Raw genomic sequence first — 21,917 nt, forward strand, 5'->3', positions numbered from 1 at the left:
ATCACGTTGTGGGTTTGCCACCTTGATTACGGGTGGCAAACCCACCAGCTCGCTGGTCAACCAGCCAAATGCGGATCAGCCGCCTTGTTTGATCAGGTCGTTGACCTTGCCGACGTACGTCTGCAGTTCGGAGATCGGCTTCTTGCCGGTCAGGATCGGCTGGTAGTACGCCGTGGTCAGGTCGGCGACCTGCTGGGCCCATTGGGTGGTGTACCGCACGCCGACCGTCTTCTCCGCGCCGAGACCCGCCTTCACGGTCTCCACCACGCTCGGCTGCTGTGCCTTGGTCAGCGCGTCGAAGTAGCTCGCCTGCGCCGGGGTGTACGCCGGTGGCGCCACCGGCGAGGCGGGCAGTACGGCGTTCCACACGTCGGTGTTGAGGTACTGCAACACCTTGAAGGTCGCGTCCTGGTTCTTCGTGTACGACGGCGTGCAGATGCCGACCGCGTCGTACACGGTCGCCGGGGTGTCGACCTGCGGAAGGGGAGCGAACCCGTACTTCACCTTCGGCTTGTCGGTCTGGAACCCGGCCGCCAGCCACTGTCCGCCGAACATCATCGGCACCTTCCCGGCCGCGAACAGTCCCTGCACGTTGGAGACGTCGTACCCGGGTGGCGCGACAGTGCCGGCCTTGACCGCGTCGGCCAGCTTCTGCACGCCTTCGGTGAACTTGCCGTCGGCCTCCGCCTTGGTCGGGTGGTTCACGTTGTCGGTGAACGGTGCGCCCCCGGCCGAGACGGAGTACGTGCTCATCGTGAACGGGCCGTCCAACGCGGTGAGCGGGTCCGCCACCAGGCCGTACTTCGCTCCGTTCTTGCCGGTCAGTTTCGCGGCGGCGGCGTACATCTCGTCCCAGGTCCAGCCGGCCTTCGGCTCCGGCAGGCCCGCGGCCTTGAACGCGTCCGCGTTGTACCAGACGCCGGAGACGTTCATCAGCGACGGCAGGCCGCCCATCTGGCCGTCGGCGGTCTTCCAGTTCTCCATCGCGGACGGTACGAACTTGTCGGCCTTGAAGTCGCCGTCGCCGTTGGTGATCTTGTCCGTCCAGTCGACCAGCAGGCCCTGCGTCGTGTACTGCTGCTCGGTGTCGTTGCCGCACCAGAACAGGTCCGGCAGTTTCTTCGCCTGGGTCAGCGACGCCAGCTTGTCGCCGTAGTTTCCGCTCGGCGTCTCGAGCAGCTCGACCTTGATGTTGTCGTCCTTGAACTCGGCCAGGGCCTTCTTGATCGCGGCGTTCGTCTGCACGGACTCCCAGGTCATCACGGTCACCGTGACCGGGCCGTCCGCCGTACCGCCGGAGTCCGAGCCGCCGCAGGCCGTTGCCGTCAGCAGACCGGCACACGCCAACGTTGTAACGAAGTAGGTGCGTTTCACAGGAGGATCCCCTCTATTTCTGGTTCGTGCTGCCGAGAGCGCCGAGACCCTGGATGAAGTAGCGCTGCGCGGCGAAGAAGATGATCAGCGGCGGCAGCATGTAGAGCAGGTTGGTGGCCATGTAGTAGCTCCAGTCCGGCGTCTGACCGGCGAAGGAGGAGATGAACGACGCCATCCCGACCGACAGCGGCCACTTCTCCGCGGAGTACAGGTAGACCAGCGGGTTGAGGAAGTCGTTCCAGGACGCCTGGAACGCGAGGATCGCCATCGTGATCCAGGCCGGCCGGGTCAACGGCAGCATCACGCTGGTGAAGATCCGGAAGTGCCCGGCGCCGTCGATCTTGGCCGCTTCGTCGATGGAGTAGGGGATCGCCAGGAAGTACTGCCGGGCCAGGAAGATGAACAGCGGGTTGCCGCCGAAGAAGGCCGGCGCGATCAGTGGGAGCCAGGTGTCGTACCACCCGATGCTCTTGTAGAGCTGGAACAACGGGATCAGGCCGACCACGCCGGGCAGCAGCATGCTGCCGACGAACAGGTAGAACCACAGCTTGCGGCCCGGGAATCGCAATCGGGCCAGCGCGTACCCGGCCATCATCGAGGTCATCACCCCGCCGAACACACTGAGCGCGGTGATGATGGTGGAGTTCAGCAACAACCGCGGGAAGTGGATCGCCTCCGGGCCGTTGACGAAGTTGCTCCAGTTCCATTCGGTCGGCAGCAGTTTCGGCGGTACGTCGAACACCGCCGTCCTGCTCTTCAGGCCGATGGTGATCATCCACAGCAGCGGGACGATCATCACCGAGCAGATGAGCAACGCGGTGACGTGCCACGCCGTCGTACCCAGCAGGCGAGGTTTCTTCGGGGGCCCCGGTCGTCCCTGTGCCGGCGGTTCCGTCGCCGGGACGACCGGGGCGGCGGCTTCAGTCGGGAGTGTTGTCACTGTAGGTCCAGAGCGAGGAGAACTTCGCGGTCAGGGCGATCACGGCGATGATCACGACGAACAGCACCCAGACCTGGGCGGACGCGTACCCCAGTTGCGGGACCCGGCCGAGGTTGGAGAAGCCGTTGTTGTAGATCGCCAGCATCAGCACGTTGGTACTGAAGCCGGGCCCGCCGTTGGTGAGGATCTTCGGCTGGTTGAACGTCTGCAGCGCGGCCGTGGTCTGCAGGATCACCTGCAGCAACATGATCGGGCTGATCATCGGCAAGGTGATCCGGACGAACATCGACCTCGCGCCGGCGCCGTCGACCCGGGCCGCTTCGTACAACTCGGTCGGCACCGCCTGCAGGGCGGCGAGGAAGATGATCATCGTCCCGCCGACACCCCACAGCATCACCAGCACGATCGACGGCATCGCCATCGTCGGGCTCTGCAGCCACAGGCTGGTCGGCAGGCCGAGCCGGTCCAGCACCGTGTTCAGCAGGCCGACCTGCGGGTTGAGGATGAACTTCCAGAGCGTGATCGTCGCGACCACCGGCAGGACGACGGGCAGGTAGGCGAGCGTGCGGACCAGCCGCACCCCGGCGAACCGCTGGTTGCAGAACATCGCCAGCGCCAGCCCGAGGATCAGCGACAAGGGGACGTAGAGGACGACCAGGTACGCCGTCGCCCGCAGCGACGGCCAGAACGCCGGATCCACCGTGAACAGCCGGCGAAAGTTGCCCAGGCCAACGAACACGGGGTCGCTCAGCCCGTTGTACCGGGTCAGGGACAGGTAGAAGGAACGGATCAGCGGATACACCACGAACACGGTGAACCCGATGATCGCCGGAGCGATGAACAGGTACGCCGCCTTTACGTCGGACCCGGCGTTGTTGCCCATCCCGCCCCGGCTGCGACGCCGCCGGGCCAGGCCGTCACGACGGGCCCGATTCACACCGCCGCGAGACGCTCTGCTCATGCTTCGCTCGCTCCGCTCGCCGAAGGACTCATCCGGCCTCCTGGACGGTAACGTTTCCAAGGATTTACTGTGGGGTGACGATGCCGTGTCGCGAAAAGGAAGTCAACCCCGTGTCAGAAACGTTTCCAACCGTCCCGGAAGCCAGCCGGCCGACGATGATCGACGTCGCCCGCCGCGCCGGTGTCGGGCTGGGCACGGTGTCGCGGGTGGTGAACGGCGGCCACGGTGTCCGGGAGGAGACCGCGCAGCGGGTCCGGACCGCGATCGCGGAGCTCGGCTTCCAGCGCAACGAGGTGGCCCGGGCGCTGCGGCCGGGCAAGAAGTCGTCGAGTCTCGCGCTGGTGCTGGGCGACCTGACCAACCCGTTCTACGCGACGATCGCGAAGGCCTCGCTCGAGGTCGCCGGGCAGTCCGGGTTCGCCGTCGTACTGGGAAGTGTCGACGAGGATCCGGAGGGGGAGAAGCGGGCGATCCAGGAGCTGGTCAGCCGGCAGGTGGCCGGATTGATGATCGTGCCGGACCAGGGCGACCACTCGTTCCTGGCCGGCGCCGGCGTACCGGTGGTGTTCGTCGACCGGCCGGCGCACGGGATCGAGGCCGACATCGTGATGGTCGACAACGAGGGCGGTGGGCGGCTCGCCACCGGGCACCTGCTGGACCAGGGTCATCGACGGATCGCGATCCTGCTGGCGCCGTCGTACTACACGACCGGCCGCCGGCTGCGCGGGTACCGCCGGGCCTATCGATCGGCGGGGATCGAGGTCGACGAGTCGCTCGTCGTGCAGTTGCCGGAGGGCACCGCGGAGGCGGCCGGGAAGGCGACGCTCGAGTTGATGCTGCGGCCCGATCCGCCGACCGCGGTGTTCGCCTCGACGAACTTCCTCACCGAGGGTGTGCTGCGCGCCCTGCAGGAGCTCGGCGCGGAGCCGGCGGTGGTCGGGTTCGACGACTTCCGGCTCGCCGACATGCTGCCGACGCCGGTGACGGTCGTTTCGTCCGACATCGCCGAGTTGGGTCGCAACGCGGCGCGGTTGCTGCTCGACCGGGCGTCGGGCGCCGACACGCGCCCGCCGCAGCGGATCATGTTGCCGTGCGCACTGATCAAGCGCGGCTCGGGTGAGCGGCCCCTGGATTCTGCCCGTAAGAGAAACGCACACTGAGCCGTCCCGGCCGTGGTTATGGTCGTTCGGTGCACTACGAGTCTTTCGGTCACGGGCGGCCGATCGTCTTCCTGCCTGGCTGGGGCGGGGACGCGGGCGAGGGCCGCGACATCCACGAGCCGGTGTTCGAGGGACGCGATGGCTGGCGGCGGATCTACGTCGACCCGCCGGGGACGGGCAAGTCTCCCGCGGTGCCCGGGATCACCGACCAGGACGGGATGCTCGCGGCGATCGCCTCGTTGATCGACGAGGTCGCCGGTTCCGAGCGGTTCGCCCTCGCCGGTACGTCGGCCGGCGCCTTGCACTCCCGCGGCATCGTCAGACGCGACCCGTCTCGCATCCTCGGCCTGCTGCTCAGAGTCCCCGGCATCATCGTCGACCGCGCTCAGCGGACGTTGCCCACGGACGAGCTGACCAAGTCACCCGCCTGGCATGCCAAGCAACGCCAGTACTACGACGTCGCCGAGGCGCAGGCGGATCTCGCCTTCCTCAGCCGGATCCAGGGCGATGTCTCCACCTATGCCCTGCGCGAGGACCCGGCCGCGCGCTTCGACGGGCCAACGCTCATCGTGACCGGCCGCCAAGACACCATGACCGGCTACGCCGACGCCTGGTTGATCCTCGACGACTACCCCCGGGCCACCTATGTGGTGCTCGACCTAGAAGGTCATGAGCTGCCGGTCCGGTCCTGCGGCCTGTACCGAGCCTTGGTTGCCGACTGGCTGGACAGAATCGAGCACCCGGACGCGTGAGGGGCGGGAGGCGCGTCCGGGTGCTTCGAACTCGGTGGGCTCAGAAGTTGGGCCAGGCCCAGCCGAGGTAGTTGGAGTAGTAGGGGAGTTTGGCCAGGCCGATCCGGCCGTTGACGCTGGTGGCCCAGAAGTAGCCGTCACCGCGGGCCACGCCGACGTGGCCGTACGGTGCGGCGAGATCCCAGAAGACCAGGGCGCCCTTCGGCGGGTTCAGGTCGCCGCGGTGGGCGGCGCCGCGGGCGACGGCGTCGTTCCAGTTGGCCTTGGCCGAGGCGTAGATCCCGGTCTTGCCGTAGGAGTTCTCGGCGGCCATCTCGCAGTACCCCTGGAACGCCGTCGAGCCGTTGCGGGCGGAGTACCAGGCGATGGCCTTGTCGGCCCGTGGGTTGCTGGTGCACAGCGGCGCGACCAGGCCGGAGCTGCCGGTGTCGACGTACGCGTCGGAGATGTAGCCCTTGCCGGGGATGTGGTCCCAGATCAGGCTGCGGCCGAACTTGCCGGTGACCGGCTCGCCGTAGATCTGGCAGTCGATCTGGACCGGGCCGTTCGGCTGGGTGCCGACCGCGCCGAAGCTGGTCGCGTTGCCGGAGCGGATGGTCACGCCGGTCCCGCTGTCGGTGACGACGGTGCCGGTGGCGGCGTGGGCGGGCAGGGTGCCGGCGCCGAACAGGGCGCCGGCCCCGAGCAGGGTGACGGCGGTGAGTCGGGCGGTGATGCGCAGGAGGGCGGTACGCATGATGTTGGTCCTTTTCGCTCATTCAGTGGCGAACTGGTACTGACTTTCAGAGAATCAGAGGGTTACCGTGTTGTCGCAGTGGGCAACGATCGATTCGGGAGTGCGCCCGTGAGGCCAGCACAGGCTCGTTTTGTGATCGGCTGCCGGATGCGCGAGCTCCGGGAAGCGGCCGGCGTACCACTGTCGCGCGCCGCCGCCCAGTCCGGCTGGGACAAGGGTCATCTGTCCCGGGTCGAGCGCGGTCACACCAAGCCCAGCCGTGAGCTGATCGAGTGGTACGACGCCTCGTTCGGCGCCGGCCAGGCGTTGGTCAACCAGTTGATGGAGCTGGACGCCGCCGTACGGGCCGGCCGGGACGTGTCGCTCCGGGACGGGCGCAGGCACATCCAGCCGGTGCTGCTCGGCGGCTCCGTGCCGGTCGACCACCACCCCGACGACCGGGCCGAGCTGGTGGGGGAGAGCGTGCCGGACGGGACGCGGGTGCGCCGGGACGAGGAGTTCGAGAAGACGTGGGAGATCCGTAACAGCGGTGAACGGCCCTGGCGCGACCGTTGGCTCACCCGGCAGGGCGCGGCCGGGACGCCGGGGTGGCTGCGGTCACCGCATCGCGCTCCGCTGCCGGACGCCGTACCGGGGGAGATCGTGTCGGTGTCGATGACGTTTCAGGCGCCGTCCCAGGTCGGCGCGTCGACGGCGTACTTCAAAATCACCGATGAGGCCGGGCGGCTGTATTACCCCGGACTGGAGTCGCCACCGGTGTACTGCACGATCTTCACGGTCTACGAACTTTAGGGATTGCCCTTGACCTTGCTTTGGTGGGTGTTCCCGGTGGCCGTTCCGGACTAGGTTGCTGCTCTCGTGAACCCGCCCGGACACACAGGAGTTGGCAGTGATCAGACTTCCCAAGATCGCTCTGGCCGTGGCTGTGGCACTCGTCGTGCCCCAGGTGGCCATCGGCTCGGCCTCGGCAGCACCGCAGGCCAGAGGTCCGGTGGATCCGCCGGTCCCGTCCATACCGCAGAAGTACCTCGACCAGCCGATCACGTGGTCGGTCTGCTCGTTCGACGCCGCGGTCAAGCGGCTCTACCCCCAGGCGCCGACCACCAACTGCGCGAAGGTGAAGGTCCCGATGGACTGGGCCCACCCGGACGCGCACCCTGACGTCGAGGTCGCCATCGCGTACAGCAAGGCCACTGGTACTTCGAAGGGCCTGATGACGACCAACCCGGGCGGACCGGGTGGCGCCGGCCTGACCCTGTCAGCCTCGCTGGCCGTGGAGAAGCCCCAGCTGTTCAGTGACTTCGACCTGCTCGGCTTCGACCCGCGTGGGTTCGGCCAGAGCACGCCGTTGCAGTGCCTCACGACGACCGAGAAGCTGAACGCCCTGCCGTCCACCCCGGACTTCAAGGAGCGCACCCGGCTGACCCACCAGGTCGAGGTGGCTGAGGCAAAGCTGTACGCCGAGGCCTGCTCGTCGACCGAGTTCAGCCAGTTCGTCAGCAGCCACCAGACCGTCTACGACATGGAGTTCCTGCGGGCGCTGTTCAAGGCGCGGCAGCTGAACCTGATCGGCTACAGCTACGGCACCTGGCTCGGCGGCTGGTACGCCGACACCTACCCGTCGAAGGTCGGCCGGTTCGTGATCGACTCGAACATGGACTGGACCCACACCCAGTGGGAGAACGTGAACTTCGACCCGTTCTCCGGCCAGCGCCGTCGCGACACCCAGCTGTTCCCGTGGATCGCCCGGCACGCCGACCAGATCTCCGGCCTGGGCAGCACTTTCACCCAGGTGCGGTCGAAGTACAACGCGGTCCGCGCCGGCCTGGTCGAGCGGGTCAAGGCCGGTACGTCGTCGGTGCGTGGTGACGACCTGGACGGCATCATCTACAGCACCCAGTACGGCAACGTCCGCTTCATCCGGGCGACGCTCGACATCCTGGTCCACGACGAGTACCTGAAGGACCCGTCCACGTCGGGCGAGATCGAGCTGCGGCACGTCGACCGCGCCTGGGCCCGGATCTCGCCGGAGCTGCAGGCATTCGACACCCTCGCCGCGATGCGGGCCCGGTACGGCGTGACGCCGGCCGCCGCCGTCACCGCGGCGGCGCTCCGGGTCGACTCGACCCGGTCGATCCTGGCCGACGCCCGCAAGTCCGCGGCCAAGTCGTCAAGTGACGCCGTGGTCAACCTCGGCCCGATCGGTACGACGGTCCGCTGCAACGACACCAAATGGAACAGCGACCCGCGGTTCTACCTGCGCGAGGCGGACCGGATGGCCGCGAAGTACGACTTCTTCGGCTACATGAACGGCGTACCGTTCTGTGCCTTCTGGCCGTACCAGCCGCAGGACCGCAAGCTCGACCTGAAGGGCTCGCCGCGGATCCTGATGATCCAGGGTGAGCTCGACCCGGCCACGGCGTACGAGGGTGCGCTGCGCACCCACAAGGACACCGCGCGGGCGACCCGCTTCGTCGCCATCGACGACGAGGGCCAGCACGGCCAGTACGTCGGCTCCGCCTCGTCCTGTGCCGAAGCCATCGGAGACACCTACGTCTTCACCGGCGAACTCCCCGGCAAGGACCAGGTCTGCGGCACCTCACCCCTGCCCGCCGAGCTCTCCGTCTACCCGGTGAACGGCCCAGTCGACGGCAACGCCGTACACCTCCCCAACTCCAAGTCCACCGACCACAAGCTCAACCCCCTCCTCCAACGAGCACTCGACACAGTGGCAGCCGGCACCCTCCGGTAACACCACGCTGACCAAGGGCCCGGCGGACGTGAAGCCTTCCGCCGGGCCCTCGGCATGTCAGCTGCAGGTCTTGGTCATGTGCGCTTTTTGGCGGGGGGCGTGAACAGGACGTGGTTGCTGTGGACAAGAAATAACCTGTGCACAGCCACCACGCGGTGATGCACCGCCTAGTCCTGGCGGATCCAGACCCGGCCGTCCCCGGGCCCTGGCTGGCTTGTGGTTGGGCTGGTTTTGCGGCTCAGGCTGCTTCGCGGATGCGGTCCGCGGTGGCCCGTGGGTGATCGAGGTCGGCCCAGCTTGTCCGAGGGACCCGGTAACCGCAGGCGCGCAGCCGGTCCTCGCGCCGTTTCTCTGCGAGTACGGCGTCGCCGGTGTCGCCGTACTTCAGCGCCCCGTCGAACTCGACGATCAGCCGGCCTGGCAGGAGGAAGTCGACCCGGCCGATCAATCGTCCAGCCTGATCGCGGATCTCCGCCTGAAGCGTCGGCGTCGGCAGACCGTGGTTGGCCATCAGCACCCGCAGCCGGGACTCGCCGACCGACTCGCTCAGCCCGTCGGCGAACCGCACCGCAGCCCGCGCCGCAGGCGATCCGCTCCAAAACCTGTGCCGATCCGCAGTGGTCACCAACGCGTCCGCTGTGACGAGCCGCTGATGCAGAGCCGCATCCGCCAGGACCACGCCCACCTCGTACGACGAAACACAGGCTGCCTCGGTGATCGCGCGCGCGGGCGAGACAGTCCGGAGGCCGTCGACCACAGTGATCTCCCCAGGCTGGAACCGCGCGGGGTGGACGTCCGCGATGCCATCGGCTCGTTGTCTGCCGTGGACTCTGCTCACGTGGACCCTGCTCAGATCCAACCCCCAGGTCGGAAGACCGTGCAGCACGGTCGCGGATTGATGGCTGACCACCACACCGCTGCCCATGCGATCGACCACCGCGCGAGTTTTCAGCAGGTGCAGTCGTCGGGTCCGGTCCCACGAGGATTCGCCGATCGGCCAACCGGCCGGTTCGACGTACACGTCACGGGTCAGGCGCGACCACTGGCCGTCCCGCAGCCGCCGCCGGAGCTCGCTGTCGCTGTAGCCGGCCTCCCTCGCGTCCGCCCGGGTGAACCACCCGCGCCGGGCGGCGGTCAGCACACTCAACTTCGGGTTCATACCGGCAACATGCCGTCGTACCTGCACCAAATGGGACCTCGATTCGGCGCCTGTGGACAACCAGCTCTCGGGACCGTGCACCCCAACCCGGGGCCTTGAACAGGAAATAACCTGTGTAAGCCCCCAGCAGCCTGGCCAACCCCCCGATTCCTGAGGTACGGCGCTAGTTGCCGTATTCGGTGTTCAGTTGGGCGTCCAGTTCGGCTTTGCGTTTGATCCAGCGGTCGCTAAGGCCTTGGAGTTCTCCGCTGATGAAGTCGATGAAGGCGAGGGAGACGCGGATGCGGCGGTGGGTGGCGGTGCCTTCGCCGGCTGCGTCGAGCAATTTGCGCAGCGATGCGGACCAGCGGACCATCGCCTGGTCCTCGCTCATCATGGTTTGGTACCAGGCGTCGTCCTGGACCACGTACACGTCCCGGCGGCTGCCCGGTTCGCGCTCCCGGTTGGCCAGGCGCAGTTGGACCAGGTAGTTGACCGCGCCCGAGACCGCGGCCGGGCTTGCCTGCAGTTGGTCGGACAACTCGGCCGCGGTCATCCGCCCTTCTTCGCTGGACAGGATGGCGGCGAACACCCGGGCGGCCATCCGCGGCCAGCCCGTGTCCGCCAGCAGGTTGCCGAACTGTTCGGCGTACTGCTTGACGGCATCGTCGTCGCGATCTGCACTCACCGCCTGACCACCTCCCTCTGTGGCTTAGTAAGATTCACAATCTTCTGAAAGTCTATGGCAGTCCTCGTCGGCTGAGGGTTCCCGGCGGCCCGCTCGACCACCAGGCGGGCCGCTCTGTCTACCATCGCGGGGTGCCTTGGAGTGATGGACTGGTGGAGTTCTGGACCGAGCGGCATCTGTGTGTGCTGAGCACCGTCCGTGCGGACGGGACAGTGCACGCGACGCCGGTCGGGGCGACCTGGGATGCCGAGGCGGGTATCGCGCGGGTGATCTGCTCGAGTACGTCGCACAAGGCGCGGACGATCCGTAAGGCCGGGTCTGCCGCGGTGGCGGTGACACAGGTCGACGGGCGACGGTGGTCGACGCTGGAGGGTCGTGCAGTGGTCAGCGACGACCCAGAGCGCGTACAGGACGCCGTACGGCGGTATGCCAAGCGCTACAGGGAGCCGCGAGCCAATCCCCGGCGAGTGGTCATCGAGATCACCGTGACGAAGGTGCTCGGCAATGCCTGAGCCAGTGACGGTCGTGGGGATCGGTGCAGACGGGTGGGACGGGCTCTCACCTGCTGCGCGGAGTGCTGTCTCGGCAGCAGAGGTGCTGATGGGCAGCACGAGGCAGTTGGCGCTAGTACCCCCTGGAGACGCCAAGCAGGTTGCCTGGCCCTCTCCACTGTCAGAAGCATTGCCCGGCTTGCTGAACGAGCACCGTGGACGACGGGTGTGCGTGCTGGCCAGTGGTGACCCGACCTTCCACGGCATCGGTACAACGCTGACGCGCTTGCTCGGCGCGGACGCCGTACGGGTCATTCCACACCCGTCGAGTGTGTCGCTGGCCTGTGCACGGCTGGGGTGGCCGCAGGACGAGGTGCAGGTGGTCAGTCTGGTCGGGCGGCAGGTGGAGTTGGTGCACCCGCACGTCCAGCCGGGGCGTCGGCTCCTGGTGTTGAGCTGGGGCGCACACACGCCCGCTGAGGTTGCCGAGCTGCTCGTGGCGCGAGGCTACGGCGCTAGCGTGGTGACCGTACTCGAGCAGCTTGGCGGACCATCGGAGCGCGTGCGGACTGCGTCAGCCGCGTCGTGGTCCGGCGAAGTCGACGCGCTCAACGTGATAGGTGTGCTGTGCCAGGACGACGCTCCTCTGCTCCCCACTGTTCCAGGGCTGCCGGATGACGCGTACGAGAACGACGGGCAGCTCACCAAGCGCGAGGTGCGGGCGGTGACTCTCTCGCGGCTCGCACCGGTGCCAGGCCAGCTGCTGTGGGACGTCGGCGGTGGTGCCGGCAGTATCGCGATCGAGTGGTCACGCCACCACCCCACCTGCCGGGCCATCGCCATCGAGCGCGACCCAGACCGGTCCAAGCGCCTCGACCGCAACGCGTCTGCCCTGGGGGTGACCGTAAGGACCATCCTGGGCAAGGCTCCTGCCGCGCTGGACGGCCTCGAGACCCCGGATGCGGTCTTCATCGGCGGGGGAGCGACGGCTCCCGGCATGGTCGAGACCTGCTGGAACGCCCTGGCCCCCGGCGGCCGACTGGTGCTGAACGGCGTGACGCTGGAGACGGAGGCCCTGATCGCTCGCTGGTACGGCGACCTCGGCGGCGACCTCATCCGTCTCGACGTCCAGCGCGCCTCGGCGGTCGGCACCATGACCGGCTGGCGTCCAGCCATGCCCGTGACGATCTGGAGCGTGACGAAGTGACGTTATTGCATGCCGCGCTGCCGCGCGGCCGGTCACGGGGCTTTGGCTCCCGGTCTTCCCTCGTCGCTTCGCTCCTCAGTCCAGACCGGGAGGCCCCGTGACGGTATTGAATGCCGCGCTGCCGCGCGGCCAGTCACGGGGCTTTGGCTCCCGGTCTTCCCTCGTCGCTTCGCTCCTCAGTCCAGACCGGGAGGCCCCGTGACCGTGCATTTCATCGGAGCAGGCCCGGGCGCCGCCGACCTGATCACCGTCCGCGGCCGCGACCTGATCGCGGCCTCGCCGGTCTGCCTGTACGCCGGCGCACTCGTCCCCGTCGAGCTCCTCGACCACTGCCCACCCGGCGCCCGCACGGTCGACACCGCGTCCCTCGACCTTGACGAGATCATCGCCGAACTCGCCGCCGCCCACGCCGAAGGTCTCGATGTCGCCCGGCTGCACTCCGGCGACCCCTCGGTGTTCAGCGCGATGGCCGAGCAGATGCGCCGCCTCGACGACCTCGGCATCCCGTACGACGTGACACCCGGCGTCCCCGCGTACGCCGCGGCCGCCGCCACCCTCGGTCGGGAGTTGACCGTCCCCGAGGTCGGCCAGACGGTCATCCTCACCCGGATCGCGGGACGGGCGTCCGCGATGCCGCCCGGCGAGGACCTGGCGACCCTCGGCGCGAGTCGGGCCACGATGGTGCTGCACCTCGCCGTCCAGGTGATCGACCGGGTGGTCGAGGAGCTCACGCCTGCCTACGGTGCCGATTGCCCGGTGGCCGTGGTCGCGCGGGCGTCCCGCGACGACGAGGTGGTCCTGCGTGGCACGCTCGCCGATGTCGCCGACCGGGTGCGGGCCGCGGACATCCGCCGTACGGCGGTCATCATCGTCGGCAAGGTGCTCTCGGCGACCGCCTTCCGCGACAGCCATCTGTACTCGACCACGCGGGCCCGATGAAGATCCTCCTGCTCGGCGGTACCGGCGAGGCACGCTCGCTCGCCCGGACGTTGGTGGCGGCCGGGTTTGAGGTGGTGTCGTCGCTAGCCGGCCGGACGACCGACGCTCGTCTGCCCGTCGGGGAGGTACGTCAGGGTGGCTTCGGTGGCGCTGAGGGCTTGGCCGACTGGCTGCGGGACAACTCGGTCGACGCGGTTGTCGACGCAACTCATCCGTTCGCGGCCACGATGACCGAGCACGCCGTCGCCGCTGCTGGTGGGCTCGACATCCCGCTCCTGGTCCTCCGCCGCCCCGGCTGGACCCCGGTCCCGGGCGACAACTGGCATTGGGCCGACACCGCGACGGCGGCTGCGAAAATGCTGCCGACCCTCGGCACCCGCGCGTTCCTGACTACCGGTCGTCAGGGGTTGAACGCGTTCGCGGACGCCGGGCTGTGGATGCTGGCCCGCTGCGTCGACGCACCAAACCCTCGGCCCACCTGGTGCACGCTGATCCTCGACCGCGGCCCGTACGACGTGTCCGGTGAGCTGGCCTTGATGCGGCAGCACCAGATCGACGTACTCGTGACGAAGAACAGCGGCGGTTCGATGACCGCGGCCAAACTCGAGGCCGCCCGCCGGCTGCACCTTCCGGTGGTGCTGATCGAACGCCCTCCACTTCCGGCAGGCGTCACGACTGCCCAGACCACCACCGACGTCCTCACCTGGCTCAAGACCCATCAGGACCCCCGGTAGATTGACGCCCATGGGGATTCAGATCGCGCCGAGCATCCTGACCGCCGACTTCGCCCGGCTGGCCGACGAGGCGGCCGCCGTGTCGAACGCCGACTGGCTGCATGTCGACGTGATGGACAACCACTTCGTGCCGAACCTCACTCTCGGTATGCCGGTGGTCGAGTCCCTGGCAAAGGCGACCGACACCCCGCTGGACTGCCACCTGATGATCGAGGACGCGGACCGCTGGGCCCCCGGGTACGTCGAGGCCGGCGCCTCGAGTGTCACCTTCCACGTCGAGGCGTGCCGCGCTCCGATCCGTACCGCCCGGGAGATCCGGGCCAAGGGCGCCCGCGCTGCGATGGCGCTCAGGCCGGCCACCCCGATCGAGCCGTACGAGGACCTGCTGCCCGAGCTCGACATGATCCTGATCATGACCGTCGAGCCGGGTTTCGGCGGCCAGAAGTTCCTCGACGTCTGTGTGCCGAAGATCCGCCGAACCCGCCAGTTGCTCGACAAGCACGGCCTCGACCTCTGGGTCCAGATCGACGGTGGAGTCTCGGTCGACACCATCGAGCGCTGCGCCGACGCAGGCGCCGACGTCTTCGTCGCCGGCTCTGCCGTGTACGCCGCGGACGACCCGAACGCCATGATCGAGCAGCTACGGACTCTCGCCGAGCAGTCCGCCGGCAGGTAGGGACGGCTCAGTCTGTTGCTCCGGCGGGATCCGCACGAGCAGCACCAGCGACGCGGCCGCGAGTACGGCGGCCAGCAGCCAGACGTACCGCACGCCGAAGCTTTCCACGATCGCGCCTGATATCGCGGCTCCGATTGCGGCTCCACCCATCGCGGCGCTCCCCATCCAGCCGAACACCTCGGTGCGGACCGTGTCCGGCGTGAGCGCGCCAAGACGCTCGTACAAGGCACCGATCGCAGGCGCGAGCGTCAAACCCGACACGGCCAGCGCGACACCGAGCGCCACCGGCGACCAGGTCGCGAAGACACACAGCAGCATCCCGGCCGTGACCAGAGCCGCTCGCCGCCACAGGTACGACGTACGCCGGCCGGGCAACGCGCCGGCCACCGCGCCGCCGACGAGACTGCCGAACGCCCAGACCGCCTCCAGGATGCCTGCGATCAACCGCTCACCATGCTCGTCCGCGAACGCGACGATGCCCAGCGAGACGCCGTTGAACGCCATCACCCAGAGACCGAAGGACAGGATCAGCGGCAGGCGATAGCGGTGCCACAGCAGTTGTCGCGCGGTCAGTCGCGGCCCACTCGCGTGATCGTGGTCGAGCGGCCCGGGTTGCTGCAGCGCGTACCACCAGATGAAGGCGGCAGACATCGCGGCCGCGAGCAGCACGCCCAGCCGCGGGCTCGCGACGCTCACAGCCGTTGCCCCGAGCATCGGGCCGACCATGAACAGCAACTCCTGCGCGGTCGCATCCACCGCGTACGCCGTCCGCAGCGCAGGCCCGTGAACTACGCGAGGCCAGGCTGCGCGCAGGGTCTGCATCACCGGTGGGACGAGCGCGCCGGCGAGGAAGGTCAGTAGGGGCATCAGGCGGTAGAGCCCCGATGGGATAGCGGCCAGGACAGCGAGCGCCACGCTCCACGACATCCCGGTGACCAGCAGCACCCCACGGGCGCCGCGGCGATCGGCTGTCCGGGCCCAGAGCGGACCTGCGATCGCCATGCCCACCGAGTACGCACCCGCGACGATTCCGGCCCAACGGAACGACCCGCCGAGGTCCTTGGCCAGGAACGCGATCGGCACCATCGTGGCCAGCACTGGCAACCGCGCCAGCAGCGACGCGGCCAGCAGCGCCATCACGCCGCGCGTGCGCCACAGCTCGCGGTATCCGGAAAGCTCCATGGACCGCATTCTCACGCCCGCCACCGACAGTTTCGAGCGCTCGCTACGATGGGCCGGTCAGCTTCGGCGAGCCAGGAGTGTGTGGATGACCGAGCACAAGCCGGTGGACAGCTGGCTGACGGACATGGACGGCGTGCTGGTGCGCGAGGAACGCGCCATCCCGGGAGCCGGCGAATTCATCGCCTCGCTGCAGAAATCCGGGAAGAAGTTCCTGGTGCTGACCAACAACTCGATCTTCACGCCCCGCGACCTGCGCGCCCGATTACTTGCCGGTGGCATCGATGTCCCCGAGGCCGCGATCTGGACCAGTGCGCTGGCCACCGCTCAGTTCCTCGACGACCAGCGCCCGGGTGGTACGGCGTACGTGATCGGCGAGGCCGGCCTGACCACCGCGTTGCACGAGATCGGGTACGTGCTCACCGAGCGGGCGCCGGACTACGTCGTCCTGGGGGAGACCCGCACCTACTCGTTCGAGGCGATCACCAAGGCGATCCGGTTGATCTCCGACGGTGCCCGGTTCCTCGCCACCAACCCGGACCCGACCGGGCCATCGGCCGAGGGGCCGTTGCCCGCGACCGGTTCGGTGGCCGCGCTGATCACCCGCGCCACGGGCGTCGCGCCGTACTTCGTCGGCAAACCCAACCCGCTGATGATGCGTAGCGCGCTGAACCGGATCGAGGCGCACTCCGAGACCACGGTGATGATCGGCGACCGGATGGACACCGACATCATCAGCGGTCTCGAAGCCGGCCTGCGCAGCGTCCTCGTCCTGACCGGCTCCACCGGCGAGCACGAGGTCGACCGCTTCCCGTACCGCCCTACCCGCATCGTGGAGTCGATCGCGGACGTCGTACCGCTGGTCGAGGCGCTCGGCTAGCAGGTGACCGTCCGGAACCCGTATCCGCGGGCCTTGAGCGTCTTGAGGATCGTGGGCAGCGCTGCGACCGTCTGACTGCGGTTGCCGCCGCCGTCATGCATCAGGATGACTGAGCCGTTGTGTACGCCGGCAAGCACTCGTTTCACGATCGCCGCGGTGCCAGGCTTGGTCCAGTCGCGCGAGTCGACATCCCAGACGACCAGATCCTTGCCGAGGGCCTTCGCTCGCGTGGTGACGACCCTGTTCATCGCGCCGTACGGCGGTCTGAGGCAGCGCGGGAGCACGCCGGTCTGAGCGCTGATCGAGCGGTCCGTGGACTGGAGCTGCTGGTTGAACGACCGCGCGGACAGCGTCCGGAGATCCGCGTGGGTCCAGGTGTGGTTCTGCACGCTGTGCCCGGCGTCGTGGATCCGCTTGGTCAGCGCCGGATGCTTCGCCACCTTCTGGCCGAGCTCGAAGAATGTCGCCTTCGCGCCGTACTTCGCGAGCACGTCGAGGATCTGTGGGGTGTACGTCGGATCGGGCCCGTCGTCGAAGGTCAGGACGACGTACTTGGCCGGGAGCGCCACCTGCTGCGGGGCCGGTGCTGCTGCCGCTGCCGCGGCCGGCGGGCTTGACGCCGGCGTGCTGGGCGTGCGCGCAGCCGCGACCACGATTGTGCCGATCACGGCGCTGACCACCATCATCATCGCCAGGCCGACCATGCGGTTGCCACTGCGTGTCACAGCCATGTGTCCCCCAAGGCGGTGGTGGGCTCACTTCCTCACCCGTCCACGATCGGCACGATCCGCCGCAAAGCGAGGACCCACGCCGCTGCCGCGTCAACAATCCACGGATACCGGACGCGTCCCTACCGGCACCACAGGGGGTAGAAGACGTAGCCCCTGTTCGTCGCGCCGTACGGCGGCCGCGGGCAGCGCGGGGTGTAGCCGGTTTGCGCACGGACGTACCGGTCCGTGGCCCGGCTCTGATACTTGAAGGTCGACCAGTTGACCTTGGTGAGGTTCGGGTGCGACCAGGTGTGGCTCTGCACGCTGTGGCCGCGCTGGTCGGCTCGGCGGACCAGCGCGGGGTGCCGCTTGACGTTCTGCCCGACCACGAAGAAGGTCGCCCGCACTTTGTAGGTCTGAAGAATCTTGAGAACCTGCGCCGTGTACCGCCGACTGGGGCCGTCATCAAACGTCAGGTACACCCACTTCACAGCACGGCCATCCGCCGCGTAGCTCGCCTCCGCCGCCGCTTGGCCAGCGTCCGCCCCCATCGCTTCGCTCGCTTCCGCACCCATCGCTTGGCTCGCTTCCGCACCCATCGCTTGGCTCGCTTCCGCACCCATCGCTTGGCTCGCATCCACCGCTTGGCTCGCATCCACCTCGGCTCGCGCCCGCACCTCCGGCTTGGCTCGCATCCACCGCATCGGCTGAAGTCGCGGCCGCCGACCCGTTGGCACCTGGTGGCGCGGCGCTCAACCCGATGGCAAGCACTGACGAGGTCAGCCGGCCCGACCAGGGAGCCCGGGCCGGCAAACGAAGATCTCTCATCAAACCATTCCCCAGCCATGGTCGACCCGGTGCCGGGCCTGTCTTCCATAGTGGCCCTCAGCAACCATTTGCGCGAGAGGTTCAGAGCACCTGGGAGAGGAACTGCTGCAGCCGTGGCGACTCCGCCGCCGTGAAGACCTGCTCCGGTACGCCGGACTCCACCACGACACCGTGATCCATGAACGCGACCTGGTCCGCGACCTCGCGCGCGAACCCCATCTCGTGGGTGACCACAACCATCGTCATACCGGCCTGGGCAAGCTCCGCCATCAACCCGAGCACGCCCTTCACCAGCTCAGGGTCGAGGGCCGACGTCGCCTCGTCGAACAGCATCACCTCGGGCTTCATCGCCAGCGCCCGCGCGATCGCGACCCGTTGCTGCTGCCCGCCGGACAGGTTCCCCGGCCGGGCCGGCGCCTTGTTCACGAGGCCGACGAGCTCCAGCTGCTCCAGCGCCGCCGCCCGCGCCTCGTCCGGCCCGAGTTTCTTGATCTTGCGCAGCGGCAGCGTGATGTTGTCCAGCACGGACTTGTGCGGGAACAGGTTGAAGTGCTGGAACACCATCCCGATCCGCCGCCGCAGCTCGTCCGGATTGCTCTTCAGCACAGACTCACCGGCCAGCCGGATGTCCCCGGCGTCCGGTTCGAGCAGCCGGTTGATTGCCCGAAGCAACGTCGACTTCCCGGACCCGGACGGTCCGATGACACACGCCGTACGCCCGGCCGGTACGGCGAGATCGACGCCGCGCAGCACCTTGTTGCTGCCGAACGCCAACTCGATCCCTTCGACGTCGAGACTCGCCGCCGCCTCAACGGTGGTCTGCATGAGCAAGCTCCTCCCGTACGACGTCGTCCGCCCGGCCCTCGTCGGTCGGGCGGCCCTCCCGCAGCCGCTTGTCGAAGTAGTTCACCAGGTGGGTCAGCGGCACCGTGATCACCAGGTAGAAGATGCCGGCCAGCAGCAACGGCGACAGGTTGCCGTTCGTCGCCGCCGCGTCCTGCCCGATCCGGAACAGCTCGCGCTGGCTGGCGAGCAGGCCGAGGAAGTAGACCAGGCTCGACTCCTTCACCAGCGCGATGAACTGATTCACCAGCGCCGGCAACACCCGTCGTACTCCTTGCGGAATGACGACCAGCCGCATCCCGGCGGTGTAGGTGAACCCGAGCGCGCGAGCCGCCTCGAGCTGGCCTTTCTCCACGCTCTGGATGCCGGAGCGGAAGATCTCGCAAATGTACGCGGCCGCGATCAGTGACAGGGCCAGAATGCCGAGCGGGTACGGATTCGGACCCCACCAGTGCCGGGTGATCGGCGACAGGCCCTGCCCGATCAGCAGGATGGTCAGGATCGCCGGCAGGCCGCGGAAGATGTCGGTGTAGACCTTGGCCGGCCAGCGCAGCCAGCGCTTCCGGGACAGGGCGAGGACCGCCACGATCATGCCGAGCAAAGTGCCCAGCACGACCGAGGCGGCCGCCAGGATGAGGGTGTTGACCAGTCCCACCTTGAGCATCTCGGGCAGGACTTCCTTCATCGACCCCCAGTCGAGGAAGGTGTCGTTCAGCGTGGACCAGATGTCCATCTCAGTCAGTCGTCCAGTCGTGGACCGCGGCCATCAGCCGGCCGCCGGCGTGCCGGCTGCCTTCGGCGCGGTGAACGTCACCGAGCCGCTACCCGGCTTGAAGTTCGGCGGTACGGCGCGACCCGGGTAGTACTGCTCGACCAGCTTCGTCCAGGTGCCGTCGGCGATGACCTCGTCGAGCGCCTTGTTCACCGCTTCGCGCAGCTTGTCGTTGTTCTTGGCCACCGCGAACGCCATCGGCGCGTCACTGAGCTCCTTCGCGGCCAGGATCACCGTGCCGCCGCCCTGCTCCTTGGCCATCTTCTCGCCGATCTCGGCCGGTGAGACCCACGCATCCGCCGTACCGGCCTTCAACTGGCCGAGGGCGGCGTTGTAGTTCGGCACCCGCACCGGGTTGAGGTTGTGCTGGGTCGCGTAGTCGTCCTGGACCGTGCCCTGGACAACCACCACGCGCTTGCCCTGCAACTGGTCGAACTTCGTGATGCCGGAGTTCTTGGTGGTGTTCAGCCCGAGGTAGCCGAAGTCATACCCATTGCTGAAGGCAACCGTTTTCTTCCGCGCCTCGGTCACCGTGATGGACGAGCTGCCGAGGTCGAACTGGCCGCCGTTGACCTGCGACAGCAGCGCGGAGAAGTCGGTGCCGACGAACTCCGGCTTCAGGTTGAGCTTCGCCGCCACCGCGGTGATCAGGTCGTTGTCGAACCCGGTGAACTTGCCGTCCTTCACGTACACGTTCGGCGGCGCGTCGGTCAGCGTCCCGATCCGCAACGTCCCGGCCTTCATCAGCCCGAGATCCGATCCGCTCGCGGCCGACTCGCCATCGCTGCCGCAGGCAACCATCGAGACAGCCAGCGTGACGGCGGCTCCCACCGCGACAACCCGACGAAAGCCCCTGAAGGCGCGCACAAGTATCTCCTCACAACCGTTGACCGACGCGGGGCCCAATCGCCCCGCCTCCAGAACCCAACACCACCCCCACCGCAGCCATTCCACCCCGACACCCATTGAGACACCCCCAAAATGTCCACCCACCCCGTGATATCCCCCGCCAATCCGCGCCCTGTCGCGCACCCCACGCTCGCCCCCCGGCGTGATCCGAATCACCAACCCCCACACAAAACCACGTGCTCCCACCTCCCAGTCCTGCAAGCCCCCCGGGGTGACGGACATGACACGTGTGACGATCTCAACAGTGCCCGCATCCGCCGAACTAGCGATCCGAGCCGCGCCTGCATTGCCGTGCTGACGAGCTCAGCCGTGTCTGCAGCGCCCGTGCCAGCGAGCGCAGCCGTGCCTGCATTGCCATGCTGACGAGCTCAGCCGTGTCTGCAGCGCCCGTGCCAGCGAGCGCAGCCGTGCCTGCATCGGCCGTGCCGGCGAGCTCAACTGGACCTAGACCGGCCAAGCTGACGAGCGCAACCGCCCGCCTCATTGAAGAACTGCCGGCTTGGTTCGGCTCCCGATCCCGGAGTCGAACGCCGCCTACGTGAGATCAGAGCAGTCGGCCGGGCGGGACCTCCTAGCCGTGGTGCTGTTCGTAGTGGGCCAGGGCGTCGGCGGTGCGGCCGGTGCCGTAGATGAGGAGGAGTTCGGCAAGGGCGGGGGAGTCGGCGGCGATCGTGCTCGCAGCGCGCTGGATCTCGTCAGCGGAGGCGACAGCGCGGAACAGATCCTGGATCTCGCGTACGACGGCCCGTGCAGACGGCGATGCGGAAACCTCCGGCACGGCGGCCGGTAGTCGCGCCCGAGGTGGTGCAGTGCTCGGTGTCACGGTTGGCGGACTGTCGAACGGTGTCGGCGTACTCGGGCCCTGACCAGGCGGCCCGGTCGACGGTCCAGCCAACTGCGTGGTGGGAGTGGAGCGAGTGAACGCACCAGTGGCGCCGCGGATCGCGTCGAGCTCCGCCGGGATGTCGTCCGGGTCGATCTCCCCGATCATCGCCAGGTGGGCGAGCTCATCGAGTGCCTGGAGACGCGACACGACCGCGGGATTACCGATCTTCACCCGCTGGGCGCTCATCAACTGTGACAACATCGGCGCGGACATCCCGATCACCTGTGCCACGCCACCTTGGGTCAGACCGAGCGGCCCGGTCAGTCGGCGTACAAGCTCGCCCAGCGGCTCGCCGTACAGTTCCGTCTGCTGCTGCAGGTTGTGCGCTGTCTGATCCATTCGCGTGATCCTCCGACCGCCGC

The 21,917-nt window shown here is 68.1% G+C and carries 23 protein-coding genes; 10 read left to right on the forward strand and 13 right to left on the reverse strand.

Going from position 1 to position 21,917, the window contains the following annotated elements:
- Positions 1–75 precede the first annotated feature (75 nt).
- The 3 genes from AB0F43_RS16650 to AB0F43_RS16660 are packed head-to-tail and all read right to left on the reverse strand — an operon-like array spanning position 76 to position 3,275.
- Positions 76–1,374, reverse strand: a complete 1,299-nt coding sequence (locus AB0F43_RS16650; RefSeq protein WP_360476570.1) for a sugar ABC transporter substrate-binding protein — start codon at positions 1,372–1,374, stop codon at positions 76–78.
- A 13-nt stretch (positions 1,375–1,387) separates the two neighbouring features.
- The gene (locus AB0F43_RS16655; RefSeq protein ID WP_360476573.1) at positions 1,388–2,314 is read right to left on the reverse strand and encodes a carbohydrate ABC transporter permease; all 927 of its coding nucleotides are present in this window, start codon (positions 2,312–2,314) and stop codon (positions 1,388–1,390) included.
- Entirely contained in the window at positions 2,295–3,275 is a 981-nt protein-coding gene (locus tag AB0F43_RS16660) for a sugar ABC transporter permease (RefSeq protein WP_360476576.1), read from the reverse strand. The genes AB0F43_RS16655 and AB0F43_RS16660 overlap by 20 nt, the downstream gene beginning before the upstream one ends.
- 110 nt (positions 3,276–3,385) lie before the next feature.
- Here AB0F43_RS16660 and AB0F43_RS16665 point away from each other — a divergent pair, with 110 nt between their 5' ends.
- Positions 3,386–4,435 (forward strand): LacI family DNA-binding transcriptional regulator, encoded by a 1,050-nt coding sequence (locus AB0F43_RS16665; RefSeq protein ID WP_360476579.1) that lies wholly within the window; start codon positions 3,386–3,388, stop codon positions 4,433–4,435.
- Positions 4,436–4,464: 29 nt separating this feature from the next.
- A complete protein-coding gene (locus tag AB0F43_RS16670; protein WP_360476582.1) occupies positions 4,465–5,187 on the forward strand; it encodes an alpha/beta hydrolase in 723 nt (240 codons plus the stop codon).
- A 40-nt stretch (positions 5,188–5,227) separates the two neighbouring features.
- Here the strand turns inward: AB0F43_RS16670 and AB0F43_RS16675 are convergent, their stop codons facing one another.
- The gene (locus tag AB0F43_RS16675; protein WP_360476585.1) at positions 5,228–5,923 is read right to left on the reverse strand and encodes a CHAP domain-containing protein; all 696 of its coding nucleotides are present in this window, start codon (positions 5,921–5,923) and stop codon (positions 5,228–5,230) included.
- A 108-nt stretch (positions 5,924–6,031) separates the two neighbouring features.
- On the opposite strand from AB0F43_RS16675, the gene AB0F43_RS16680 reads away from it, so the two are divergent.
- Positions 6,032–6,715: an NBR1-Ig-like domain-containing protein gene (locus AB0F43_RS16680; protein WP_360476588.1), complete on the forward strand. Its 684-nt coding sequence runs from the start codon at positions 6,032–6,034 to the stop codon at positions 6,713–6,715.
- 97 nt (positions 6,716–6,812) lie between these two features.
- A complete protein-coding gene (locus AB0F43_RS16685) occupies positions 6,813–8,675 on the forward strand; it encodes an alpha/beta hydrolase (RefSeq protein WP_360476591.1) in 1,863 nt (620 codons plus the stop codon).
- 238 nt (positions 8,676–8,913) lie between these two features.
- On the opposite strand, the gene AB0F43_RS16690 is transcribed toward AB0F43_RS16685, so the two are convergent.
- The gene (locus tag AB0F43_RS16690) at positions 8,914–9,834 is read right to left on the reverse strand and encodes a type IV toxin-antitoxin system AbiEi family antitoxin domain-containing protein (RefSeq protein WP_360476594.1); all 921 of its coding nucleotides are present in this window, start codon (positions 9,832–9,834) and stop codon (positions 8,914–8,916) included.
- A 163-nt stretch (positions 9,835–9,997) separates the two neighbouring features.
- Complete coding sequence (locus AB0F43_RS16695; protein ID WP_360476597.1) at positions 9,998–10,501, reverse strand: MarR family transcriptional regulator; 504 nt, start codon at positions 10,499–10,501, stop codon at positions 9,998–10,000.
- A 131-nt stretch (positions 10,502–10,632) separates the two neighbouring features.
- On the opposite strand from AB0F43_RS16695, the gene AB0F43_RS16700 reads away from it, so the two are divergent.
- From AB0F43_RS16700 to rpe, 5 genes are all read left to right on the forward strand, one after another.
- On the forward strand, positions 10,633–11,013 hold the full coding sequence (locus AB0F43_RS16700) for a TIGR03618 family F420-dependent PPOX class oxidoreductase (protein WP_360476600.1): 381 nt from the start codon (positions 10,633–10,635) through the stop codon (positions 11,011–11,013).
- Positions 11,006–12,199, forward strand: coding sequence for a precorrin-6y C5,15-methyltransferase (decarboxylating) subunit CbiE (cbiE, locus tag AB0F43_RS16705; protein WP_360476603.1), 1,194 nt, complete (start codon positions 11,006–11,008; stop codon positions 12,197–12,199). Before AB0F43_RS16700 ends, cbiE begins: the two co-directional genes overlap by 8 nt.
- A gap of 198 nt (positions 12,200–12,397) precedes the next feature.
- Complete coding sequence (cobM, locus tag AB0F43_RS16710) at positions 12,398–13,138, forward strand: precorrin-4 C(11)-methyltransferase (protein WP_360476607.1); 741 nt, start codon at positions 12,398–12,400, stop codon at positions 13,136–13,138.
- Positions 13,135–13,872 (forward strand): cobalt-precorrin-6A reductase, encoded by a 738-nt coding sequence (locus tag AB0F43_RS16715; protein ID WP_360476609.1) that lies wholly within the window; start codon positions 13,135–13,137, stop codon positions 13,870–13,872. Before cobM ends, AB0F43_RS16715 begins: the two co-directional genes overlap by 4 nt.
- Positions 13,873–13,882: 10 nt before the next feature.
- Complete coding sequence (gene rpe, locus AB0F43_RS16720) at positions 13,883–14,548, forward strand: ribulose-phosphate 3-epimerase (protein ID WP_360476612.1); 666 nt, start codon at positions 13,883–13,885, stop codon at positions 14,546–14,548.
- Here the strand turns inward: rpe and AB0F43_RS16725 are convergent.
- Positions 14,513–15,730: an MFS transporter gene (locus tag AB0F43_RS16725; RefSeq protein WP_360476615.1), complete on the reverse strand. Its 1,218-nt coding sequence runs from the start codon at positions 15,728–15,730 to the stop codon at positions 14,513–14,515. The two genes, rpe and AB0F43_RS16725, sit on opposite strands and share 36 nt — an antisense overlap.
- A gap of 85 nt (positions 15,731–15,815) precedes the next feature.
- On the opposite strand from AB0F43_RS16725, the gene AB0F43_RS16730 reads away from it, so the two are divergent.
- Positions 15,816–16,607 (forward strand): HAD-IIA family hydrolase, encoded by a 792-nt coding sequence (locus AB0F43_RS16730; protein WP_360476618.1) that lies wholly within the window; start codon positions 15,816–15,818, stop codon positions 16,605–16,607.
- On the opposite strand, the gene AB0F43_RS16735 is transcribed toward AB0F43_RS16730, so the two are convergent.
- The 6 genes from AB0F43_RS16735 to AB0F43_RS16760 all read right to left on the reverse strand — a co-directional run bounded on the left by AB0F43_RS16735 (position 16,604) and on the right by AB0F43_RS16760 (position 21,894).
- Complete coding sequence (locus tag AB0F43_RS16735) at positions 16,604–17,338, reverse strand: polysaccharide deacetylase family protein (protein ID WP_360476621.1); 735 nt, start codon at positions 17,336–17,338, stop codon at positions 16,604–16,606. The two genes, AB0F43_RS16730 and AB0F43_RS16735, sit on opposite strands and share 4 nt — an antisense overlap.
- A 119-nt stretch (positions 17,339–17,457) precedes the next feature.
- A complete protein-coding gene (locus AB0F43_RS16740; protein ID WP_360476624.1) occupies positions 17,458–18,021 on the reverse strand; it encodes a polysaccharide deacetylase family protein in 564 nt (187 codons plus the stop codon).
- A 205-nt stretch (positions 18,022–18,226) separates the two neighbouring features.
- Positions 18,227–18,970: an amino acid ABC transporter ATP-binding protein gene (locus AB0F43_RS16745; protein WP_360476627.1), complete on the reverse strand. Its 744-nt coding sequence runs from the start codon at positions 18,968–18,970 to the stop codon at positions 18,227–18,229.
- A complete protein-coding gene (locus AB0F43_RS16750; RefSeq protein ID WP_360476630.1) occupies positions 18,954–19,721 on the reverse strand; it encodes an amino acid ABC transporter permease in 768 nt (255 codons plus the stop codon). The genes AB0F43_RS16745 and AB0F43_RS16750 overlap by 17 nt, the downstream gene beginning before the upstream one ends.
- Positions 19,722–19,754: 33 nt before the next feature.
- The gene (locus AB0F43_RS16755; protein ID WP_360476633.1) at positions 19,755–20,627 is read right to left on the reverse strand and encodes an ABC transporter substrate-binding protein; all 873 of its coding nucleotides are present in this window, start codon (positions 20,625–20,627) and stop codon (positions 19,755–19,757) included.
- A 613-nt stretch (positions 20,628–21,240) separates the two neighbouring features.
- The gene (locus AB0F43_RS16760) at positions 21,241–21,894 is read right to left on the reverse strand and encodes a DNA-binding protein (protein WP_360476636.1); all 654 of its coding nucleotides are present in this window, start codon (positions 21,892–21,894) and stop codon (positions 21,241–21,243) included.
- Between the last annotated feature and the right edge of the window lie 23 nt (positions 21,895–21,917).

It is taken from the genome of Kribbella sp. NPDC023972, from assembly GCF_040639075.1.
GTDB lineage: Bacteria > Actinomycetota > Actinomycetes > Propionibacteriales > Kribbellaceae > Kribbella.